This window comes from Shewanella putrefaciens, assembly GCF_016406325.1.
GTDB lineage: Bacteria > Pseudomonadota > Gammaproteobacteria > Enterobacterales > Shewanellaceae > Shewanella > Shewanella putrefaciens.
This window is the reverse complement of sequence record NZ_CP066370.1, coordinates 1,244,444-1,264,455: the sequence shown is the minus strand read 5'-3', so window position 1 is coordinate 1,264,455 and position 20,012 is coordinate 1,244,444. Positions and strand designations below refer to the sequence as shown.

Here is a 20,012-nt window from a genome sequence, read left to right as displayed (position 1 = left end):
TTTCTGTGTTGCTAGAGGATTAGTGACCAGACATCATTTTTTCGACTTCTTCTGGCTTATCGTGAACCCCAAATTTGTCGACTATGGTTGCACTGGCTTCGTTAATGCCAATCAACTCCACTTCAGTCCCCTCACGGCGGAATTTAATCACTACCTTGTCGAGGGCCGATACCGCGGTAATATCCCAAAAATGCGCTTGAGATAAGTCGATCGTCACCTTATCAACCACTTCCCTAAAATCAAATGAATTACTGAACTTATCAGCCGAAGCAAAAAAGACTTGGCCAATAACCTGATAATAACGACCAGTATCTGCAGTAGCCATTGCACTCTTGACCACCATAAAGCGTCCCACTTTATTAGCAAAGAATAAGGCTGCGAGTAACACCCCAACAAATACCCCCTTAGCTAAGTTATGGGTAGCGACTACCACCACAACTGTGGCAACCATTACAAGGTTGGTTGACATAGGATGATGTTTAAGATTACGAATTGAATCCCAAGAGAAAGTACCGATAGACACCATAATCATCACGGCTACCAATGCCGCCATAGGGATAAGCTTTAACCATTCTCCAAGAAAAACGATCAAAATAAGTAAAAATACCCCCGCTGAAAAGGTCGATAGTCGTCCGCGACCACCCGATTTAACGTTGATGATCGACTGACCAATCATAGCGCAACCTGCCATACCACCCATTAAACCCGCGCCAATATTGGCGATACCTTGGCCCTTACATTCACGATTTTTATCGCTAGCAGTATCTGTTAGGTCATCAACAATAGTGGCTGTCATCATAGATTCCAATAAACCCACCACAGCAAGACCTGCCGAGTAAGGGAAGATGATCATTAGCGTTTCAAAAGTCAATGGCACTTCAGGCCAAAGGAAAATAGGCAAAGTATCAGGCAGTTGTCCCATATCGCCAACAGTGCGGATATCGACCCCCATATACACTGCAAATGCAGTTAATGTCACAATACAAACTAAGGGGGAAGGTAAAGATTTACCAATCACAGGAATAAGTGGAAATAAGTAAATGATGCCTAGACCTGCCGCAGTCACTGCATACACATGCCAAGTCACATCGGTAAGTTCAGGCAATTGGGCCATAAAGATGAGGATGGCGAGCGCATTCACAAAACCTGTCACTACAGAGCGGGACACAAAACGCATCAAGCTACCGAGCTTTAAGTAACCCGCGACAATTTGCAACACGCCGGTTAATAGGGTCGCCGCGAGTAAATATTCAAGACCATGCTCCTTCACTAAGGTCACCATCAACAGTGCCATCGCGCCTGTTGCGGCAGAGATCATGCCAGGACGGCCACCAGTAAAGGCGATAACCACAGCGATACAGAATGAAGCATACAGGCCGACCTTTGGATCAACCCCTGCAATAATAGAAAAGGCAATTGCCTCAGGAATTAATGCCAGCGCAACAACAAGGCCAGCTAACAGATCTCCACGTATGTTGGAGAACCATTCTTTTTTCATGGTTTGTATCATTTCTCTCACTCTGTTTAAATTTAATCATTTATTCCAATAGGATAGACTAACGCCAGCCATACACCTGAGCGTGCAAGGTCAGTTTTTATCGTCAATCGGACGAATCAATATTGGATTTATGGAGGTACAACAAAAACTACCCAGAAGGTAGGTACGACAGACGGACCTTAGTGATCCAAAAAGGAGGGTTAAACTAATGCGGCTTAATGCTTATCACTTAAAGATAACCTTGTTAATGTAAGTAAACTCAGATTTGAATAATGCGCAAATACAGTGCCATGTAACATAGAGAAAACACCTTTTACACAGCCCTGCATAAAACCGACCGAAGTATAAAGCGATTTATGATCGAAATCAAAGTGCCCCAAAGAAAAGAGGGGATGGCACAAAGGAAGCCTCCCCTTTTTCGCGTCATACCATTAATTAGCTTTTACTTTAGCTAAATATTCATCCAAGGTTTCTTTGTCGGCTGACTTAACCGTCATTCCCTTAGGACCAGCGCCGATCACTGTAAATTGCTTTGCTGGTTCACCATGCTGTTTAAACTCAGTTAACTCAGCCGAATTCTCTTTAAACACCCATAAGCGGCCGTCTTCAACTTCAGTAACAAAACCGGGCAAATCGAATTCACTCGCGTGGGCAACACAAGCAAATAATCCTAAACCTAGTAGTGACATTAACGCTGTTTTTTTCATATTGATATCCTCATTTGGCGACATAGGTGTCATTTAACTGTCTTTATGTAACACCGCCAGAATACATATGAAATATTACATATATGTTAATTCAGATGTAATTTATGACATTTTTTCGCGTTTAATGCCTTTTATATCGCTCTATGTCTTGGAAGCTTAATTGAGATAAGCGCCGCTAACGCAATAAATGCCGCCGATATCCACAGGCACGCAGCCATGCCATACACTTGATACACCCAGCCAGACAGCACTGTCCCGATCAAGCGTCCCATCGCATTCGCCATGTAGTAAAAACCCACATCTAAAGACACGCCGTCTTCATCGGCATAACTGACGATAAGATAGCTGTGTAATGAAGAGTTGATCGCGAATAAGGCCCCAAACAGCATCAGTCCCCAAATCAGTATATTCGCGGCATGAAAGTCATAACTTATCGCCAGCGCAATGCCTGCCGGCACTATGCTCAATATCGCCGCCCAACCTAAGGCGCTACGTCCATCGGGAACCTTGTTTTGGCTCGCCGACTTTGTCCCCGTCAAGCGAGGTGCAAAGCCTTGCACTATGCCATAGCCTATCACCCAGAGTGCGAGAAAACCGCCGACATACCAATGATCCCAACCAAAGGCTGAGGCCAAATAAACGGGTAAAGCCACCACAAACCACACATCCCGCGCACCAAATAAAAACATCCGTGCGGCTGAAAGTGTGTTAACCGATGAACTCTTGGAAAAAATTTCCGTGAACTTAGGTTTGTTTTTGGCTTTACCTAAATCACGCTGCAAACTTAACAGACTAAAAATCCACACCAGCAATAGGCCAATCGCCATGCCTAACAAGGCCAGCTGGAATCCAAACAGGGTCAGCAAGGCGCCGCCCAAGAAGAACCCCGCGCCCTTTAGCGCATTTTTGGAACCAGTGAGCATAGCAATCCACTTATACAGCTCACCCTGAGCATCATTGGGCACCAACATCTTGATACTGCTTTTTGCACTCATCTTATTGAGATCTTTAGCGATACCCGACAAGGCCTGCGCCGCCATTACCCAAGCAACCGTCAGCATACCGCTAGGCACAAGCAGCATGCTAAGGGCAACAATCTGCATAAATAGGCCGATATTCATGGTCTTATTTAAGCCTAAACGTGCCCCGAGCCAGCCGCCAACTAAGTTAGTGACCACCCCAAAGATTTCATAGAAAAGGAATAGCATGGCAATTTGCAGCGGGCTATAACCTAAGCCATGAAAATGGAGCACCACTAACATACGTAATGCGCCATCGGTAAGCGTGAATGCCCAATAGTTGCCTGTGACCACCAAATACTGACGGATCTCGGGTGATATGTTGGACAAGAACCCTGTCAGCTTAGCCATAAAGCTTATGCCTTATCCATTAAACCGACCATGCGAGCCAGTTCGGCGGTACGATTGGCATAACCCCACTCGTTGTCATACCAAGCGTAGAGTTTGACCTGAGTGCCATTGATAATCATGGTCGATAGCGCATCGATAATGCTCGAACGCGGATCGGTTTTATAATCGACCGAGACTAATGGACGTTCCTCATAACCTAAAATGCCTTTTAGCGGCCCGTCCGCCGCTTCTTTTAACAGGCGATTAACCTCAGCCTCCGTTGTTGGGCGACTCACCTCGAACACGCAATCGGTTAATGAGGCGTTCGCTAATGGCACCCGCACGGCATGGCCGTTGAGCTTACCTTTGAGTTCAGGGAAAATATGGGTAATGGCCGTCGCAGAGCCCGTTGTCGTAGGGATAAGGCTTAAACCACAGGCCCGCGCCCGGCGGAGATCTTTATGCGGCGCATCTAAAATAGTTTGAGTGTTGGTAATATCGTGAATAGTCGTCATGGAACCATGCACTATACCGAGGTTTTCGTGGATCACTTTAACGATCGGCGCCAAACAGTTAGTAGTACAGGAGGCCGCGGTTACAATCGGGTGAATGGCTTTGTCATAGAGTTGATGATTCACTCCCATGACAACATTTAACACGCCCTCTTCTTTAACAGGCGCAGTAACCACAATGCGTTTAACACCTTGATCTAAATAGGCTTGTAGTACTGCTTTGGTTTTCATCTTACCCGAGGCTTCAATCACCACATCACAGCCAGACCAATTGGTTTCCCCAATGGTTTTATTGCGAGTACAGTGAATACGCTTGCCATCGATAATAATGTCATCGCCATCGCTGATCGCCTCATGTTGCCAGCGACCATGCACAGAATCGAATGTCAGCAAATGGGCTAAGGTCGCCGCATCCCCTGCGGGATCATTAATCTGCACAAACTCAACCTCTTCCCAGCCCCAAGCAGCGCGCAATGCTAAACGTCCCATACGGCCAAAGCCATTTATCCCGATTTTGATTGTCATACCTGCATCCTTCACACTCAGTTTTATATTAGGTGTTTTATATTATTTGTTTAAGATTAAAGCGTTATCTGTTCGATATAGCCGCGCTAATGCACATTGGTTAAGGGCAAAATATCAAATGGATGTGACAGTTAAGTGTTATTCCACCAACCAGGATTCAATCATATCTCTATGGGGAATTGAGCCCCAATGTACTAGCTTCTCATCAATCACCACCGCAGGTGTGCTCATCACCTTATAATCCATGATGACTTCAGGATTGGTTTCCTTTACCAGAGAAATACTGATGCCCTTCTCGTTTGCAATGGCCGTAATGATCTCTGCGGTTTTAGTGCATTTAGCGCATCCACTACCTAATACTTTGATGTTTAACATTTTTATAATTCTCACAAAATGGGGCTGATCCCGTTAAATATCCAACCTATTAAGGTGAATGAAATCAGTAAAATGGCAAAAACGGTGGCCAGCAAACGCCATTGCATCACCTGCTTGAGCAAAATAAATTCGGGGAAACTAGCGGCAACCGTAGACATACAAAATGCCAATGTTGTCCCTACGGGTAAGCCATTAATGATAAGGCTCTCCATGATAGGGATAACCCCTGTGGCATTGGAATACAGGGGAATGCCAATCAATACCGCCGCAGGAACCGACCACCATTGGCCATCGCCTAAGTGGGCTTCAATCCAACCATCGGGAACGAATCCGTGGAGGGCGGCGCCAAGCCCAACCCCAATAATGACCCATTTCCACACTCGACCAAAAATCTCTAGGGTCTCACCTTTCGCAAACTCATGTCGCTCGATTAACGTCATGGATGTTGATGTCATACCCTCGCCATTATCGTGGTTCGCTTGCGCCTTACCTTTTTCGAACGCTTTGGCGGCAAAGGACTGTAGCCAACGCTCGGCGCGAATCGAGTCTAAAAAAGCGCCCGCTAGCATACCCACTGACATACCAACCAGCACGTATACCACAGTAAACTTCCAGCCCAGCAGACTCACAAGCAACAGAACGGCGACTTCATTAATTAACGGCGACGTGATCAAAAACGCCATAGTGATCCCGACGGGGATCCCCGCGGAGGTGAAACCTAAAAAAACTGGAATGCTCGAACATGAGCAAAATGGGGTGACGGCACCAAAGCCCGATCCCATAAAATAACCGACAAAACGATTTTTACCCGCCAAGTAATCCCGAACGCGCTCAACATTGAGTGACGCCCGCACTAAAGCAATGGCGTAAATCATCAGTAACAGCAGTGCAAAAATCTTAGTGGTATCTTCAATAAAAAAATGGATGGCGTCGGCCAGCTTAGTATTGGGATCGAGGCCCATCACCCCAAAGGTTAACCAACTCGCTAAATCTGAAAATATTTGCAGCATTATTGCGCCACCTTAATATTAAGCAAAACTTTAGACACACAAACATATGAAAAAACGTATATTTGAGGTTAAATTTTTTGCTGCTAGTCTGCTAGCAGCAAGCTTTAGCCCGCTCTGGACGCCCGCCCATCTTACACAGGTTACGCATATTTTCTTCAAGGAAGACAGTGTTTTGACTGGTGACTTCGCTCAACACCAACTTACTCCACTCGGGTAAGTCATTGCTAATACTATAGAAAATCCATTGCCCCTGACGACGGTCTATTAATAAACCACATTTACGTAATTGTGCTAGGTGTCGTGAAATCTTAGGTTGGATCTCTTGCAACGCTTCTGTTAGCTCGCAAACACATAACTCCCCCTCTTGTTGAATTAGCATTAAACAACGTAAGCGGGTTTCATCGGCTAAACATTTAAAAAACTGGGTCGGATTAATCATTGGTGTCCTTCGACTGTACTAGTACAAACATTTTAATCCTTTCGTTCAACTCTCTAAAGGTGTATTCAAACCCACGAGTGCCCGATTCGATCCTAGGATCGGGATAATCCCATGCAATGAGTTTATCCGCTAAGGGAAAACTCTGACACTCTTGAGTCGATTTTTCACAGAGGCTGATCACAAAATCAAAGGATTGGCCACTAAACTCACTGACGGATTTTGAACGTAATCCATTTGTTTGCAAATTATTTTTTTGCAAAATATAAAGCGTTCGCTCGTCTATAGGTTCAGGCTGCGTACCCGCACTGAAGACCTCAAACTGCCCATGAGCTTGATGCCTTAGTAATACCTCAGCGAGTTGCGAACGAGCAGAATTACCAACACAGAGAAAAAGTACACGTTTTTTCATGGGAATGGGTCCTGATAAAAGATATCAACACTATATATGATTTATCATATGTGTAAATATCCATATAAAAGGATGTATGAGTATTTAATACAATGCTTCACTGGCCACTACAACATTGATCCTGTAAAAAATGCACTAACCCTTGCAATAACTCATAATCAGGCACGCAGTACAACACCCTTCCTTCACGCCGCTGGGAGATAATTCCCGCCGACATCAGGGCGCTAATATGGTGTGAGAGTGTCGAGCCCGGGATCTGTAATGCTTCCTGTAGTTGACCGACAGCAACACCAGTATAGCCACCCTTGACCAATAACCGGAACAGGGCGAGGCGTGTCGGATGACCCAACTCTTTTAATACCTTAGCTGCATTCTTTACATTCATATCAGCTACATTCATATCGGCTATGTTCATATTGGCCTCATCTTATTAAGTAATTCGATAATACCAGAAATATCTATACCCACGCGACATCAACATAAATAGCATGCAAGCAATCTAGGCTAGGAGTTGTATTTACACATCAACACTGCATACCCAAATATTTCCATAATTCCAGAAATTAAGTATTGAAAACATCTCACTTGGACACTATTGTTCTGGAATATTCGAAACTAAATACCACAGAGGTAAAAATGAATCCTGAAACCCTAGCCATGCTGAAAGAAACGGCAAGCATGTTCGTTTTTCTTGCCGTTGAACTTACGCTACTATTTCTAGCCATAAGTTATCTAGTGGGCATTCTACAAGCCTTTATCACCCCGCAAAAAATACAAGCGCTACTAAGCTCGCGCAATGGAAAAGGTTATGTGGTGGCTGCGCTACTTGGGTCTATTACCCCATTTTGTTCTTGCTCCACTATTCCGTTCTTAAAAGGTCTACTTAGGGCACGTGCAGGTTTCGGCCCTATGATGGTATTTCTATTTGCTAGCCCATTACTCAATCCGATTATTATCGGGTTATTTGTCGTCACCTTTGGATTTAAAGTGGCATTATTTTATTTTGTCATCGCAATGGGTGTGTCTGTAATAGCTGGTTTTGCACTTGAAAAACTAGGATTTGAAAAGTATGTTCGTGAGGAAGCCTATGAACAAAGCGATGTGATCGTACCTTGCTGTAACACTGACCCTGCGCCCGTTATCTCTTCTTGCTGCTACACAAAACCAGCCCCCGTCACCTCCTCATGCTGCAATACCCCGATAAATTCACTACCACAATCAAAAAGTCGTTGGTTACGGATCTGGCAATCAACTTGGAATGATTTCAAAAAAGTACTGCCCTATCTTTTTGTGGGTGTTTTACTCGGTTCATTAATCTATGGCTTTATCCCTACAGATTTTATTGTTCACTATGCAGGTGAAGCAAAATGGTATGCAATTCCTGCTGCTGCGTTAATTGGGATCCCACTCTATATTCGAGCGGAAGCGGTTATCCCTCTCAGTGCGGCGTTAATCCAAAAAGGCATGGCGATGGGCTCTGTGATGGCATTAATTATCGGCAGTGCGGGGGCCAGCCTGACCGAAGTGATCCTACTGAAAGCGATTTTTAAAAATCAGATGATTGCCGCTTTCCTCGCAGTCATTTTAGGTATGGCCATCGGCTCTGGGTTTCTTTATAGCTATGTATTTAGCTAACAAACAAAATCATGATCTAGCTCGAAGTGTGACTTATTGTATGCCATTAGAGTAGCGGCCCAGAGGCGTCTACCCCCTAAACTACATAATTTAAAACTAAAGCAACTAAAACTAAGCCGTCTAACAAACAACTTACTGTTATTCGCAAGAAACTCGGCTCGCTTAAGAGAAGCATAATGAACTCACAAACTAGTCTAAAAGCCAAAGATGACGCTATAGAATGGGCGCTAACCCATGGTATGGCGTTTAAACAATCCCCCTATTCTGCCCGCCATGCCCCCTTTACTTTAACACCGAGTTTAATCAGCCGAACCCATTATCAATACTTAAAAAACTCGGTGCATCTGCTCGGCAAACTTATTCACTATCTATCTGAAGAACATGCTTTTTTAATTGATGCAATTCAACCTATCACAGTAAGTGAGCCTTTTTTTGCCGCCTTGCTCAATATGCATCAACAACTCCATGATACTCAGTCCTCAGTACAGAGAATGCCGTTGCTGATTATGCGTAGCGACTTTATGGACGATAAGGACTTAGGACCAAAACTAGTAGAATTTAATGGTATAGCCGCAGGCATGGGTCCGTTTGGTCAAAGAGTCCACCAATTGCACCATTACTTGCAGCAATGGCATCAACTGCCTATGGGAGAGCTGGTTGATAATCATGCTATTGAGCAATTATCCGCAGGCATAGCTAAAGCAACCTTTAAAATAAAACAAGAATTCCAGGACGCGGGGCCAGCAAGATTTTTGATGATAGTGCAAGAAAATGAAGACAATGTATTTGACCAACATTTACTCGAGCTTGCGTTGCAACAACGAGGGATACAAACTATTCGCAGAACTTTTAGTGCACTACAAGAACAAGTTACCACAGGAGAACAACATAGACTGATACTCGAAGGCATTGGCACCATTGATACAGTTTATCTGCGAGCAGGCTATCAATATGCAGATTATGAATTCTCTGATATCGACGGCAACAAAGATTGCCACGCCTTGATGGGGATCCGTGTATTGATAGAACAACATCGCGTTGCCCTAAATGCCACCATAGGCCAACAACTGGCGACCAGTAAACGAATGCAAATGTTGCTCTCATCGATGGATGAAATGTCGTTGACTCAGTTTGGCTTAACATTGCAAGAAGCCCAAATCGTCAAATCTCTTCTCGGTGAGATGCGCCCTGTCACCGCAGAAAGCATCAAGTTAGTTGCCGACTCCCCAATCGATACTTGGGTGCTAAAAAATCAAGGAGAAGGGGGTGGTCATTGCCTGTTTGGTACTGATATTTCACGTAAATTAACCGAGCTTCAGCCTACGCAATATCAAGCATGGTCGCTGATGCGCCGTTTAAAACCAAGACCCAGAACTACCCAAACCTTAGTCGTGCGTAACGGGGAGATACAAGCCATAGATGACATGATCCCTGAAATCGGCATGTTCACCGTCCACATTGATGGCGAGCCCGCGATGGAGAATAGATCCGATCATAGCCCCAGCTATTCGGGCTATTTAATTCGCAGCAAATCTGCCATGGTGACTGAAGGTGGTGTCCATAGTGGCCAAGGGGTATTAGATTCTTTGATGTTTAGTGATTAAGGCACTGTCAGTCACGTTTATTCTCTATTTGGGCGACAAACTTCTAGTTGTTGTTTGACTCTGAATTTTTCCAAGATAACATATACGAATATTCATATATAGATAGTTCATTCAAGCCCACGGGTATAACAGCACCAATGTATCCTTATGGGCATTATTTTATGGTTACGGGTAGACAGTTGCTGCCCTTTAAGGAGCTTGTATGTGGTTAGCTGGGGCAATTTTTGTTCTCACCATCGTGTTAGTAATTTGGCAGCCTAAAGGATTAGGCATAGGTTGGAGTGCCACCTTTGGCGCCGTCTTAGCCTTACTGCTCGGTGTGGTGCACTTAGGGGATATTCCTGTGGTATGGAATATTGTCTGGAATGCGACCGCCACCTTTATTGCCGTGATCATCATCAGTTTATTATTAGATGAGTCGGGATTTTTCGAATGGGCCGCGCTGCATGTGGCCCGTTGGGGCAAAGGTCGTGGCCGTTTACTCTTTACTTACATAGTGTTACTCGGCGCTACTGTTGCTGCCTTATTCGCTAACGATGGTGCGGCGCTGATCCTCACCCCGATTGTCATTGCTATGCTATTGGCACTGGGCTTTAACGCCGGAGCGACCTTAGCCTTTGTGATGGCGGCGGGGTTTATTGCCGATACCGCGAGTTTGCCGTTAATTGTCTCTAACCTAGTCAATATTGTTTCGGCAGACTTCTTCAACATAGGTTTTAACGAATACGCCTCTGTGATGGTGCCCGTCGATATTGCGGCTATTAGTGCCACCTTAGTCATGTTGCATCTGTTTTTCCGCAAAGATATTCCCGCGACCTACGACTTGCAAAAACTACGCGAACCTAAGGCCGCCATTCGCGACCTCAACACCTTTAAAACCGGTTGGGGCGTATTAGTCTTACTCTTAGTGGGCTTTTTTGGCTTAGAACCGCTCGGTGTGCCCGTGAGTTTAGTGGCTGCTGTGGGTGCACTGATCCTGTTTGTTGTCGCGAAAAAAGGCCATGCCATAGATACCACTAAGGTACTTCGCGGCGCGCCATGGCAGATAGTGATCTTTTCACTCGGCATGTATCTGGTGGTTTATGGTCTTCGTAACGCAGGCTTAACCGATTATCTCTCTAATGTATTGAATTATTTGGCAGAACAAGGGCTTTGGGCCGCCACTATGGGCACAGGCTTCTTGGTCGCCTTTTTATCGTCCATGATGAACAACATGCCCACAGTGTTAATTGGTGCCCTGTCGATAGACGGTAGCAATGCAACTGGCGTGATTAAAGAAGCCATGATTTACGCCAACGTGATTGGTAGCGATTTGGGGCCAAAAATCACCCCCATCGGCAGTTTAGCAACCCTGTTATGGCTGCATGTACTGGCGCAGAAAAATATTAATATTACCTGGGGTTATTATTTCCGCGTCGGCATAGTGATGACGCTACCTGTGCTATTTGTCACCCTAGCGGCACTGGCACTGCGCCTCTCCCTCTAATCTATGCCCATAGGCACTCAAATCATCCATTTAGTGCCTATGGATCAATTTATAAGCGATTATTTATCAGAGACTTGTTTATGGCTACTGACAACCATCTTGAAAAACACAACAGCATTAAGATTTATCACAATCCCGCCTGTGGCACATCACGCAATACCTTAGGTCTTATCCGCAACACTGGGATTGAGCCGATCATAATCCTCTACCTTGAGACCCCGCCGAACCGTCAAACATTGCTACAACTGATTGCCGATATGGGCATTTCGGTGCGCAGTTTACTTAGGCAAAATGTCGAGCCTTATACAGCCTTAGGCTTAAGTGAAGATAAGTTTAGCGACAGTGAATTAATCGATTTTATGCTCGAATACCCGATCCTAATTAATCGCCCCATCGTCGTTACACCATTAGGCACGCGCCTGTGCCGTCCATCAGAACAGGTATTGGATATTTTACCCAAGCCCCAACTGGGCGCTTTTACCAAGGAAGACGGTGAAGTGGTGATTGATGCTAATGGGCAGAGAGTTAAAAAATAGCACGCAAATAAAAATTGCCTAACGACTCAGATGGCACATCCATGTGCTCCCGCCTTAGCCATCATCCATGATGTAGCCACGGCATTTTTATCTTAGTATTTCGACAACTTCGCAGGGGGATGGCGTATCCTATGGTTTGGTGCTGCTTGCGAGTCCTTAAAAACAAAAAGAGATCTGCCTGTTCTGCCTTTTTTCAGGAGGTTAACTACCGTACCATTAAGGATGGGTGTTCATATTTTCAGCTATTTTTATGCGATCAAATCCATAAACTGATCTTCATCTAAAATCTGAATGTCAAAACCTTCATCAATAAGCGCTTCCGCTTTCATCTGTTTGCTTGATATGCCATTTGGGCCAACTAGGTTTTCATCCTGTTCGCCCACAACCAGATAATCTGTCTTTTTAGATACACCTGATTTAATTTCAAGCCCTAGTTCAGCTGCGGCTTCAAATGCTTCAGATCTAGTCATTGATAGTTCACCTGTAAAGACGATAGTTTGTCCATAAAGCTCGCCAAACTCATTCGGCGTATAGGCTTTATGATCAGCCCCTTTGTGGTTTGTGAAAGCGGTTTTTGGTTTGATTTCGTTGATATGCCCTAACGTCACAGCTGCACACATAAATACCCGCCCAGCTGCAATCGCATCGGCTTTAGCCCTATGAGCATCTTCCAATGCTATTGCGCAGTGCTCAGCAACAGTTGTTAATTTGTAATTAGGTAAGTTGAATGCGGCCTTTGCTAGATTCAATGCACAGTGGTAGTGGTTATTCAGTAGGATGCCAACATTAGCGAACTCAGCATCTAAAAAACCTTTATCAAACTTGGCGTTGTAGGCCACTATTGGCAGATCACCGATAAATTGCTTTAAGTCTTGTGCTAAATCTGCAAAGGTTTCTTGGTCAACTAACATCTTATTAGTGATCCCAGTAATACTGGTGATCTTGCGCGACACTTTTACATTGGGATTAATCAATGCTTCAAATACAGGATGGTCGTTAGATAAGAGATCAAATTTGATTGCAGCAATCTCGATAATTTTATCGATACCAGCCTCAAGCCCTGTTGTTTCTGCATCTAACGCGATAAATTGAATGGGGATAAAAGGGTGTTTAGCTAAAAAATCAGCTGTCATTTTGTCCATTTATACTATTCCTTAGTTTTAAATTTCACCAATAGCAAATCAGGCCATCCATTTTAAATCAAAAACATAATGCACTTTTGGTTTGCCTTCAACCAGCACTGGCAAAAGTTACTTTAACGAGGGTCATTAAAAGCTGCAGGATGGCAAATGGACACAAAATAGCGCTAATTCATTCACTAATTTACCAAAGAGTGGCGCATTTCAGCTTTGGTAAGCCATTCCGTAGTGCTTAAGACAATAGAGACACAAATCACAATAGGATTGCTACCCGTTAATTTGAAAATGCTGACACTTGTGGCAAAAAGAAAAAAGAGCGGCAGGCATAACTTTTATACCTTAATCATTTACCAATAACACCGGAGCCCAAGGAATACACAATCCCCTCAAAGTTGCCACAGGGCGAATAGAGCTTTTGATTTAATAAAAAATGCGTGAGTCTCGGTATGGTCATTCACGTATATCAATGCACTTCACGGTATTCAGGCATCCTGCCTATCAGATGGCAAGCAAGCTTTTGCAGAGGCCGGGGTGAATGAAAATCGATGATTCTCGCGCTTATGAACGAGAGGCAGGCATTGTCGAACTGGGGTGAGATCCCAAGGCTTTGACTTTAAATTAAAGATCTCACTCATAGCTCGCGATTTCGTATTGGTATGGTAGTGACCGCATGTGGCATGGTCGCTTACTCAGATCTGGCCGACAGGGATATGGGGAATGTCAGTATGATGTCTGGAACATCATTGACCCTATGATCACGACATTCGATTCTTGTTATAAATCTAGCCATATACAGCAGATGCGACCGTCGAGCCCTCAAGGATACTTATTTTAAAGAAACAGATGGTGTGTCACTGGAGTAACAGTGTGAATTTAATGTGAGTTTCACTTCAAATAAGGATGGGAGGCATAGTGAATTAATCAATTCTATGCTCGAGGTTATCAAGCAAAAATAGGTAGCAAGAACTTAATACTGTTATCGCCCTTAACGCTGGCTCAGAAATGGCGCGAAAATATTAACCCAAGCGTAATAGCTGCCAATAATGATAAATACCACACCAGTGATTTTTCTGGCCCAATGCTCGAACGCCAATATATGGTTATAGGCTTTCGCGACGCGATGGGCGCTAACACCTAATAGGATCGCAAAGACTAAAACTGGTAGCCCAGTGGCTAAGCCATAAATCGCTGGCAGTGCAATACTCGATTGCGCTTCTAGTGCGAGCGGCAATAGCGAACCGAAAAAGAGTGCCGCCGACGTGGGACAAAATGACAACGCAAATAACACGCCCAGTAGCAAAGCCCCTAAATATCCCTGCGGGTTGATTTTGGCCTTTAATTTTTCGATTAAGGCGCCATCACCGGGTAAGCGTAATGTCAGTAACTCCAGCAAAAACATCCCTACCAATATCAAAATAGGGCCTAATAATAGGTTCATATATTTCTGAAGAGTGACGGATAAGGTGACGGTCGAGAGCAAACTACCAACTAATATGACGCCGAGCACCAAATAACTGAGCATGCGCCCAATCGTGTAGGCAAGCCCTGTACCCACGACCCGATAGGGCGATTGTATCCCTTTACTGATATAGGAAATCGCCGCCACATTGGTCGCTAATGGGCACGGACTGATAGAGGTTAGAATGCCAAACCAAAAGGCGGACAGCAGCATAACTGCCCACTCATCCATGGGTTTGACCCAATATAGCTTCAATTTCTTCGGTCAAATATTGTTGGAAAGCCACCTCGTTATTAGCCAGCTCCCAAATTTTATCTAAACGACGCCACTCAGTTTCAACACCATCCTTTGAGGTTGAAATGACAACCGATCTAAAAATCAGTTCATAATCCTCGATATAATGTTGGTTCTCAGCTAAGTCGACGTTGACCAGATTGAGTTGCATCTCACCATCGCGCACTTCCTTAAGAAAATTTTCCATCAAGGTTTTTTGAGTAAACTTTTCCATCCGCACGCAGGTTGTACAGCGTTGATTACCATAAAAATAATAAACATTTAGTCCATCTTTTAACTTAGGAGATACAGTGGTAGTGACATCAATATTCTCTGACGCATTAAATACTGAAGCGCCAAATTGCTGATATCCCACCAACGCAAATCCTAAACAAACAATACTGAGCAGCAGGGTTCTGACGATTTTTTTAGCATTCATGCCGACTCCTAAAGGCTATTACTCTGCATGGGCTTTAAGTAACGTCATAATCTCATCAACACTGGCGAGGCGGCCCGAGAGTTTGACTTGCTCATCAACCACGAGCGCAGGTGTAGACATCACGTTATAATCCATAATTTTTTCAATATCAGTGACTTTAGTTAACTGATAATCAAGATTTAGTGCATCTGCCGCTGCTGTTGTTGCTTCTGCCAACTTTTGACACTTAGCACAGCCCGTACCTAGAATTTTGATATTCATTATCGCTCCTTAGAACATTGATTTGTCATTTTGCCATTTGACCAAATGATAGGTGCGAAATTAGTCTATTAATGCGATCTGCTTCTGAATTTGGTGATCCAATAGCGTATCAATGCAACTTAACGAATTAAGTAGGCAAGGGAGAGTTAAACGATAAAAAATCTGCTTTCCGCGTTTATCCATATCGACAATTCCTGCATTACGGAGTACTGACAGATGCTTAGAAATAGTCGAAAAATCAACATCTATTACCTCTACAAACTCACAAACACACTTTTCACCCTCCGCGAGTTGCTCAACAATCCACAAGCGGGTCGGATGACCCAGCGCCTTGAAAATATTCGCTTTTACTTTGATTCTCTCTTTCATATTTCCCAACTTAGTGTAAGAAACTCCACCAATAAACCATCAACCGAGTCTATCCTTGACCGAATGAAAAATCCAAGCCCGCCATCCCAAACTATCAATATGCCCAACATAGGTTAGCCTTGTCCTCAGACGAAGGATTAATTAAAAAATAATTGCAAAAAAAGATAAAATGCAAATAATGTTGCATATTATGCCGCATATGGCATTCAAAGATTCAAATAAGGTTATAAGCGCATGAACCCCCTATGGCAGCAGTATATTCAAATCCTCAACCAAGTTGTAAAGCCAGCATTAGGCTGTACAGAGCCCATTGCTGCCGCCTATGCATCTGCTGTTGCTCGCACTTTATTAGGCATAGTTCCTGAAGCTATCTCAGTACAAGTCTCTGATAATTTATATAAAAACTCTATGGGCGTATATGTTCCTGGCACAGGTAAAATCGGCCTTGCTATCGCCGCTGCCGCAGGTGCTATTGCCGGTAATGCAGAGGCAGGTTTAGAAGTGCTTGCCGCTATCACCCCAGAACAAGTCGCACAAGCACAAGATCTTATTGATGCTGGTAAGGTAAAAGTTGAACGAACTGAAACAGAAGAATTTATCTATTGCTGCGTCACCTTAAAAGCGGGTGAGCAAGAAGCCTTAGTTAAAATTTGTGGCGGTCACACCTTAATTGCCGAAAAACGCCTTAATGGTGAGCCCGTTTTTACCGCGGATAACGCCCAGAGTGCCGCCACAGGCTCTATCTGTGATGGCATCGATATCAGTATTAAATCAATTTATCAGTTCGCTCAAGAAGTCCCCTTCGATCAGATCAAGTTCATCCTTAAAGCCTCCGAATTAAATGGCAAGTTATCCGATGAAGGCATGGCAAAGCCCTATGGACTCGAGGTGGGCCGCACCATGAAAAGTGGTATTGCGGCAGGAATAATAGGCGAAGATTTACTCAATAAAATTGTGATGTTAACTGCTGCTGCATCCGATGCGCGTATGGGCGGCGCCAATCTCCCCGCTATGAGCAATTTAGGCAGTGGTAATCAGGGAATTGCGGCGACGATTCCTGTGGTATTAACTGCGCAATGCTATAACGTCACCGAGGAAAAGCTCGCCCGCGCCTTAATAATGAGTCACCTAGGAGCGATTTATATCAAGTCCCACTACCCACCACTTTCTGCATTCTGTGGTAACACTGTAACCAGTGCAGCGGCCTCTATGGCCATGGTATATATTGCTGGCGGCTCCTTCGAGCAATCCTGTTTTGCGATTCAAAATGTCATTAGTGATAGCTCGGGCATGGTCTGTGATGGTGCAAAAGCCTCCTGTGCCATGAAAGTCAGTACATCATCCAGTGCTGCGGTGCGGTCATTTTTAATGGCATTAAATAGTCAAAATGTTTCAGGCCAAGGCATCATCGCAACCGATGTGGAAAAAACCATAAAAAACATTGGTAAAATGATCCTTAATGGTATGTCATCCACCGATGTCACCATTATTGATATAATGTCAACGTAATAATTTTAACCTAATGATTTTAAATAAATTAATGATAAAAGGTTGAAATGGTGAAGCTGATAGATTTAACCCCAAATGATTGGGACATACTCAAATCAATCGAGAATATCGTTGATGGCATTGCTGCCATGTATGGCCAACATACTGAAGTGGTGCTGCACAGTTTGGATGCAAAACACCCGTCTGTAGTCAAAATTGCCAACGGCCATATTACTGGACGTGAAGTAGGTGCCCCCATTACCAATCTTGCTTTGCTTAAACTTAAAGCGGGTCAGGATATTTCCGATGCTTACCTAACAAAATGTGCCAATGGTAAGACGCTCAGATCCATCACCACGGTTATCCGTAACAGTAAAAATCAGCCAATAGGGCTTTTATGCATCAATACCGATATGGATGCCCCGCTGCAATCGATACTACGCACTATGATGCCAGAACACTTGTTTAACCATGAACTCACCAGTTCACCCGAGGTATTTGCCCGTAATATTGATGAAGCACTCCATAGCACTATCGATAGTATTAACCATGAAGTACGTTCCAACCCTACCGTATCAACTTCACAAAAAAGTCGCGAAATTGTCAATCAACTCCATGAATTAGGGATTTTCGAGCTTAAGGACAGCGCCCAAGTCGCGGCCACTCGATTGGGTATTTCGGTGCATTCGATTTATCGCTATCTGCGGGAAATCAAAGCCAATCAAGCGGAAAGTGAGAAAAGCCTCGTCTAAATAGAAAGGGCTAAAGTGTAAATAACCTTAGCCCTTTAGTTTTATTGTGCTTGTTATTGGGTAGCTTGCTCGCTAAAGCCCATCATATTCCATGCCTGAACTGTGCCATCGGCCATTAAAGCAATGGCATCAAGCAAATTACTGCGAATATCGCGCATTTGGCTCAAATCAACGGCTTGCTTATCTAGCGTCACCGCAGAATCGTCCCCCATCCATACTGCAATCGAGCCATCTTGGTGTTTAACCGTAAATCCTAAACCCGTGGGAAAAATATCCGTTGCTTGAGTAATGTCAGTTTTGGGCCCAGAGTGACCATCAACCACAGTGCCATCCTGCTTTAAAAAGGCAAATTCCCGTTCGTAGGTCACCACTTTGCTCACCTGAGTGACCTCTTGATAACGTGGCTGCTTTTCTACCAATTCCCATCCTTCCCAAGCGATAGCCGTATTATCCCCACGTAGCGCGACAAATCCCTTATCAAAGGGATAAACCTGATGCACGCTTTGCAACTTATCCTTAAGAACTGACGTATCAGCACCATGGAATTTATTACCCCAAACGATAAGTTGTCGACTGATGGTTAAGGCGGCAAACGCGTCATGATTTGCAAAAATATCAATCACTTTATTGGCGCGATTTGGGTGAGATAAGCGAGCAGGAAATGGAACATGATATTCTGTTAACTCCCCCTCCCCCCATGTATAAACACTGCCATCCGCCAACAGCGCCGCAAAGCCATTATCAGTATTAACCACTTTTACGGCTGGCATTAATTGGCTAAGCTTTGCCACTTGCTCACGGCCTTTTTGATCCGCTCTTACCCTACCCCATGAGACCAACCTGCCCGTCGCTGTCATCGCGGTAAAAGCATTATTGTTAGCATAGAGTAGTTTCACATTGTTAAGCTCTGAGGCCACTTGGCGACTATCGCCACCATAATCAGCCTGCCCCCATGTCACTACTGTCCCATCCCGTTTTAAGGCGGCAAAAGCACGATAGTTAACAGATACAGACACGACATTCGTCATCGCAGGCGCGGCGTGTTTACCAGAGCTTAGCTCGGCAGTAGCTGCATCTTCAAAAGACCAACTTACGACACTTCCATCTTGCTTAATGGCTGCATAAAGCCCCTTAGCCATAACAAAATCGCGCACATCATTCAGTACAGGTCTCACTCCTCGAGTCCAGGGCATAAATTCATCCCCCATTCCCCAAGGGATAAGTTTGTCGTCATGGGTTAATGCTGCAAAGCCGCAGGTATCCTCAGCCGCATACAACCGTTTTACATTAACCAGAGGCTCTTGGGCGTTATTGATATCGCCACCACAGTCTGCATCGCCCCACGCCACCACAGTGCCATCTTGCTTGAGCGCCGCAAATGCACTGAGATTACTGTAGATTTGACTCACTTGGGCTAACTTGGTGGGCATCCGGATTTTGGTCGAATCGTCAGCCACCTGAAGATTATCCGGAGTAGCAGTGAAGAAGTTATTCGCAGAGGATGGTGGTCTGTGAGCCAAGATCGTGTCGGAAATTTGCTGCTTTAATTCGGGCGATATCTCAGAATCTTGCTTATCGATGATTAAGTTAACCACATGACCTAAGGCAAAAATTGCCAACGCCACACCAACCCACGAGACCTGTTTTTTTTCCACAAGTATATCCTTATCGTAACTGCAAACTCTCACTGAGTTTAAACTGGAGCATAACGTCGACTGAGTACGCTAACTATGAACTGCGGATTGTA

The 20,012-nt window shown here is 44.4% G+C and carries 21 protein-coding genes; 6 read left to right on the top strand and 15 right to left on the bottom strand.

Going from position 1 to position 20,012, the window contains the following annotated elements:
* Positions 1-19 precede the first annotated feature (19 nt).
* The 9 genes from JEZ96_RS05755 to JEZ96_RS05715 all read right to left on the bottom strand — a co-directional run bounded on the left by JEZ96_RS05755 (position 20) and on the right by JEZ96_RS05715 (position 7,209).
* Positions 20-1,510 (bottom strand): SulP family inorganic anion transporter, encoded by a 1,491-nt coding sequence (locus JEZ96_RS05755; RefSeq protein ID WP_198779863.1) that lies wholly within the window; start codon positions 1,508-1,510, stop codon positions 20-22.
* 419 nt (positions 1,511-1,929) lie between these two features.
* On the bottom strand, positions 1,930-2,205 hold the full coding sequence (locus tag JEZ96_RS05750; RefSeq protein WP_011790192.1) for a hypothetical protein: 276 nt from the start codon (positions 2,203-2,205) through the stop codon (positions 1,930-1,932).
* A gap of 131 nt (positions 2,206-2,336) precedes the next feature.
* Positions 2,337-3,575, bottom strand: a complete 1,239-nt coding sequence (gene arsJ / locus JEZ96_RS05745; protein ID WP_025007406.1) for an organoarsenical effux MFS transporter ArsJ — start codon at positions 3,573-3,575, stop codon at positions 2,337-2,339.
* Between the two features lie 5 nt (positions 3,576-3,580).
* On the bottom strand, positions 3,581-4,591 hold the full coding sequence (locus JEZ96_RS05740; protein ID WP_061782664.1) for an ArsJ-associated glyceraldehyde-3-phosphate dehydrogenase: 1,011 nt from the start codon (positions 4,589-4,591) through the stop codon (positions 3,581-3,583).
* Positions 4,592-4,729: 138 nt separating this feature from the next.
* Positions 4,730-4,966, bottom strand: coding sequence for a thioredoxin family protein (locus JEZ96_RS05735; RefSeq protein ID WP_011790195.1), 237 nt, complete (start codon positions 4,964-4,966; stop codon positions 4,730-4,732).
* 11 nt (positions 4,967-4,977) lie between these two features.
* Positions 4,978-5,976, bottom strand: a complete 999-nt coding sequence (locus tag JEZ96_RS05730) for a permease (protein WP_014610145.1) — start codon at positions 5,974-5,976, stop codon at positions 4,978-4,980.
* Between the two features lie 91 nt (positions 5,977-6,067).
* A complete protein-coding gene (locus JEZ96_RS05725) occupies positions 6,068-6,415 on the bottom strand; it encodes a metalloregulator ArsR/SmtB family transcription factor (RefSeq protein WP_011790197.1) in 348 nt (115 codons plus the stop codon).
* Positions 6,408-6,824 (bottom strand): arsenate reductase ArsC, encoded by a 417-nt coding sequence (locus JEZ96_RS05720; RefSeq protein ID WP_011918920.1) that lies wholly within the window; start codon positions 6,822-6,824, stop codon positions 6,408-6,410. Before JEZ96_RS05720 ends, JEZ96_RS05725 begins: the two co-directional genes overlap by 8 nt.
* Positions 6,825-6,921: 97 nt before the next feature.
* Positions 6,922-7,209: an ArsR/SmtB family transcription factor gene (locus tag JEZ96_RS05715; RefSeq protein WP_025007404.1), complete on the bottom strand. Its 288-nt coding sequence runs from the start codon at positions 7,207-7,209 to the stop codon at positions 6,922-6,924.
* A gap of 251 nt (positions 7,210-7,460) precedes the next feature.
* Between JEZ96_RS05715 and JEZ96_RS05710 the strand changes: the two genes are divergently transcribed.
* From JEZ96_RS05710 to arsC, 4 genes are all read left to right on the top strand, one after another.
* Positions 7,461-8,459, top strand: coding sequence for a permease (locus tag JEZ96_RS05710; RefSeq protein ID WP_014610144.1), 999 nt, complete (start codon positions 7,461-7,463; stop codon positions 8,457-8,459).
* A 176-nt stretch (positions 8,460-8,635) separates the two neighbouring features.
* Positions 8,636-10,063: a glutathione synthase gene (locus JEZ96_RS05705; protein ID WP_025007403.1), complete on the top strand. Its 1,428-nt coding sequence runs from the start codon at positions 8,636-8,638 to the stop codon at positions 10,061-10,063.
* A 202-nt stretch (positions 10,064-10,265) separates the two neighbouring features.
* A complete protein-coding gene (locus tag JEZ96_RS05700) occupies positions 10,266-11,549 on the top strand; it encodes an arsenic transporter (RefSeq protein WP_025007402.1) in 1,284 nt (427 codons plus the stop codon).
* 80 nt (positions 11,550-11,629) lie between these two features.
* Entirely contained in the window at positions 11,630-12,085 is a 456-nt protein-coding gene (gene arsC / locus JEZ96_RS05695) for a glutaredoxin-dependent arsenate reductase (protein ID WP_011790221.1), read from the top strand.
* Positions 12,086-12,333: 248 nt separating this feature from the next.
* Here arsC and JEZ96_RS05690 read toward each other — a convergent pair whose 3' ends face one another.
* The 5 genes from JEZ96_RS05690 to JEZ96_RS05670 all read right to left on the bottom strand — a co-directional run bounded on the left by JEZ96_RS05690 (position 12,334) and on the right by JEZ96_RS05670 (position 16,025).
* Positions 12,334-13,227, bottom strand: coding sequence for a 3'-5' exonuclease (locus JEZ96_RS05690; protein ID WP_025007401.1), 894 nt, complete (start codon positions 13,225-13,227; stop codon positions 12,334-12,336).
* A 982-nt stretch (positions 13,228-14,209) separates the two neighbouring features.
* Entirely contained in the window at positions 14,210-14,914 is a 705-nt protein-coding gene (locus JEZ96_RS05685; RefSeq protein WP_025007400.1) for an aromatic aminobenezylarsenical efflux permease ArsG family transporter, read from the bottom strand.
* Positions 14,907-15,395: a nitrophenyl compound nitroreductase subunit ArsF family protein gene (locus tag JEZ96_RS05680; RefSeq protein ID WP_025007399.1), complete on the bottom strand. Its 489-nt coding sequence runs from the start codon at positions 15,393-15,395 to the stop codon at positions 14,907-14,909. The genes JEZ96_RS05685 and JEZ96_RS05680 overlap by 8 nt, the downstream gene beginning before the upstream one ends.
* Positions 15,396-15,413: 18 nt before the next feature.
* On the bottom strand, positions 15,414-15,656 hold the full coding sequence (locus JEZ96_RS05675) for a thioredoxin family protein (RefSeq protein ID WP_025007398.1): 243 nt from the start codon (positions 15,654-15,656) through the stop codon (positions 15,414-15,416).
* A gap of 60 nt (positions 15,657-15,716) precedes the next feature.
* The gene (locus JEZ96_RS05670) at positions 15,717-16,025 is read right to left on the bottom strand and encodes an ArsR/SmtB family transcription factor (RefSeq protein WP_011790225.1); all 309 of its coding nucleotides are present in this window, start codon (positions 16,023-16,025) and stop codon (positions 15,717-15,719) included.
* A 234-nt stretch (positions 16,026-16,259) separates the two neighbouring features.
* Here JEZ96_RS05670 and JEZ96_RS05665 point away from each other — a divergent pair, with 234 nt between their 5' ends.
* Together JEZ96_RS05665 and JEZ96_RS05660 are read left to right on the top strand one after the other, a co-directional pair.
* Positions 16,260-17,534, top strand: coding sequence for an L-cysteine desulfidase family protein (locus JEZ96_RS05665; RefSeq protein ID WP_011790226.1), 1,275 nt, complete (start codon positions 16,260-16,262; stop codon positions 17,532-17,534).
* Between the two features lie 50 nt (positions 17,535-17,584).
* The gene (locus JEZ96_RS05660) at positions 17,585-18,265 is read left to right on the top strand and encodes a helix-turn-helix transcriptional regulator (RefSeq protein ID WP_128090317.1); all 681 of its coding nucleotides are present in this window, start codon (positions 17,585-17,587) and stop codon (positions 18,263-18,265) included.
* A gap of 53 nt (positions 18,266-18,318) precedes the next feature.
* Here the strand turns inward: JEZ96_RS05660 and JEZ96_RS05655 are convergent, their stop codons facing one another.
* A complete protein-coding gene (locus JEZ96_RS05655; protein WP_011918912.1) occupies positions 18,319-19,920 on the bottom strand; it encodes an RCC1 domain-containing protein in 1,602 nt (533 codons plus the stop codon).
* Positions 19,921-20,012: the final 92 nt, after the last annotated feature.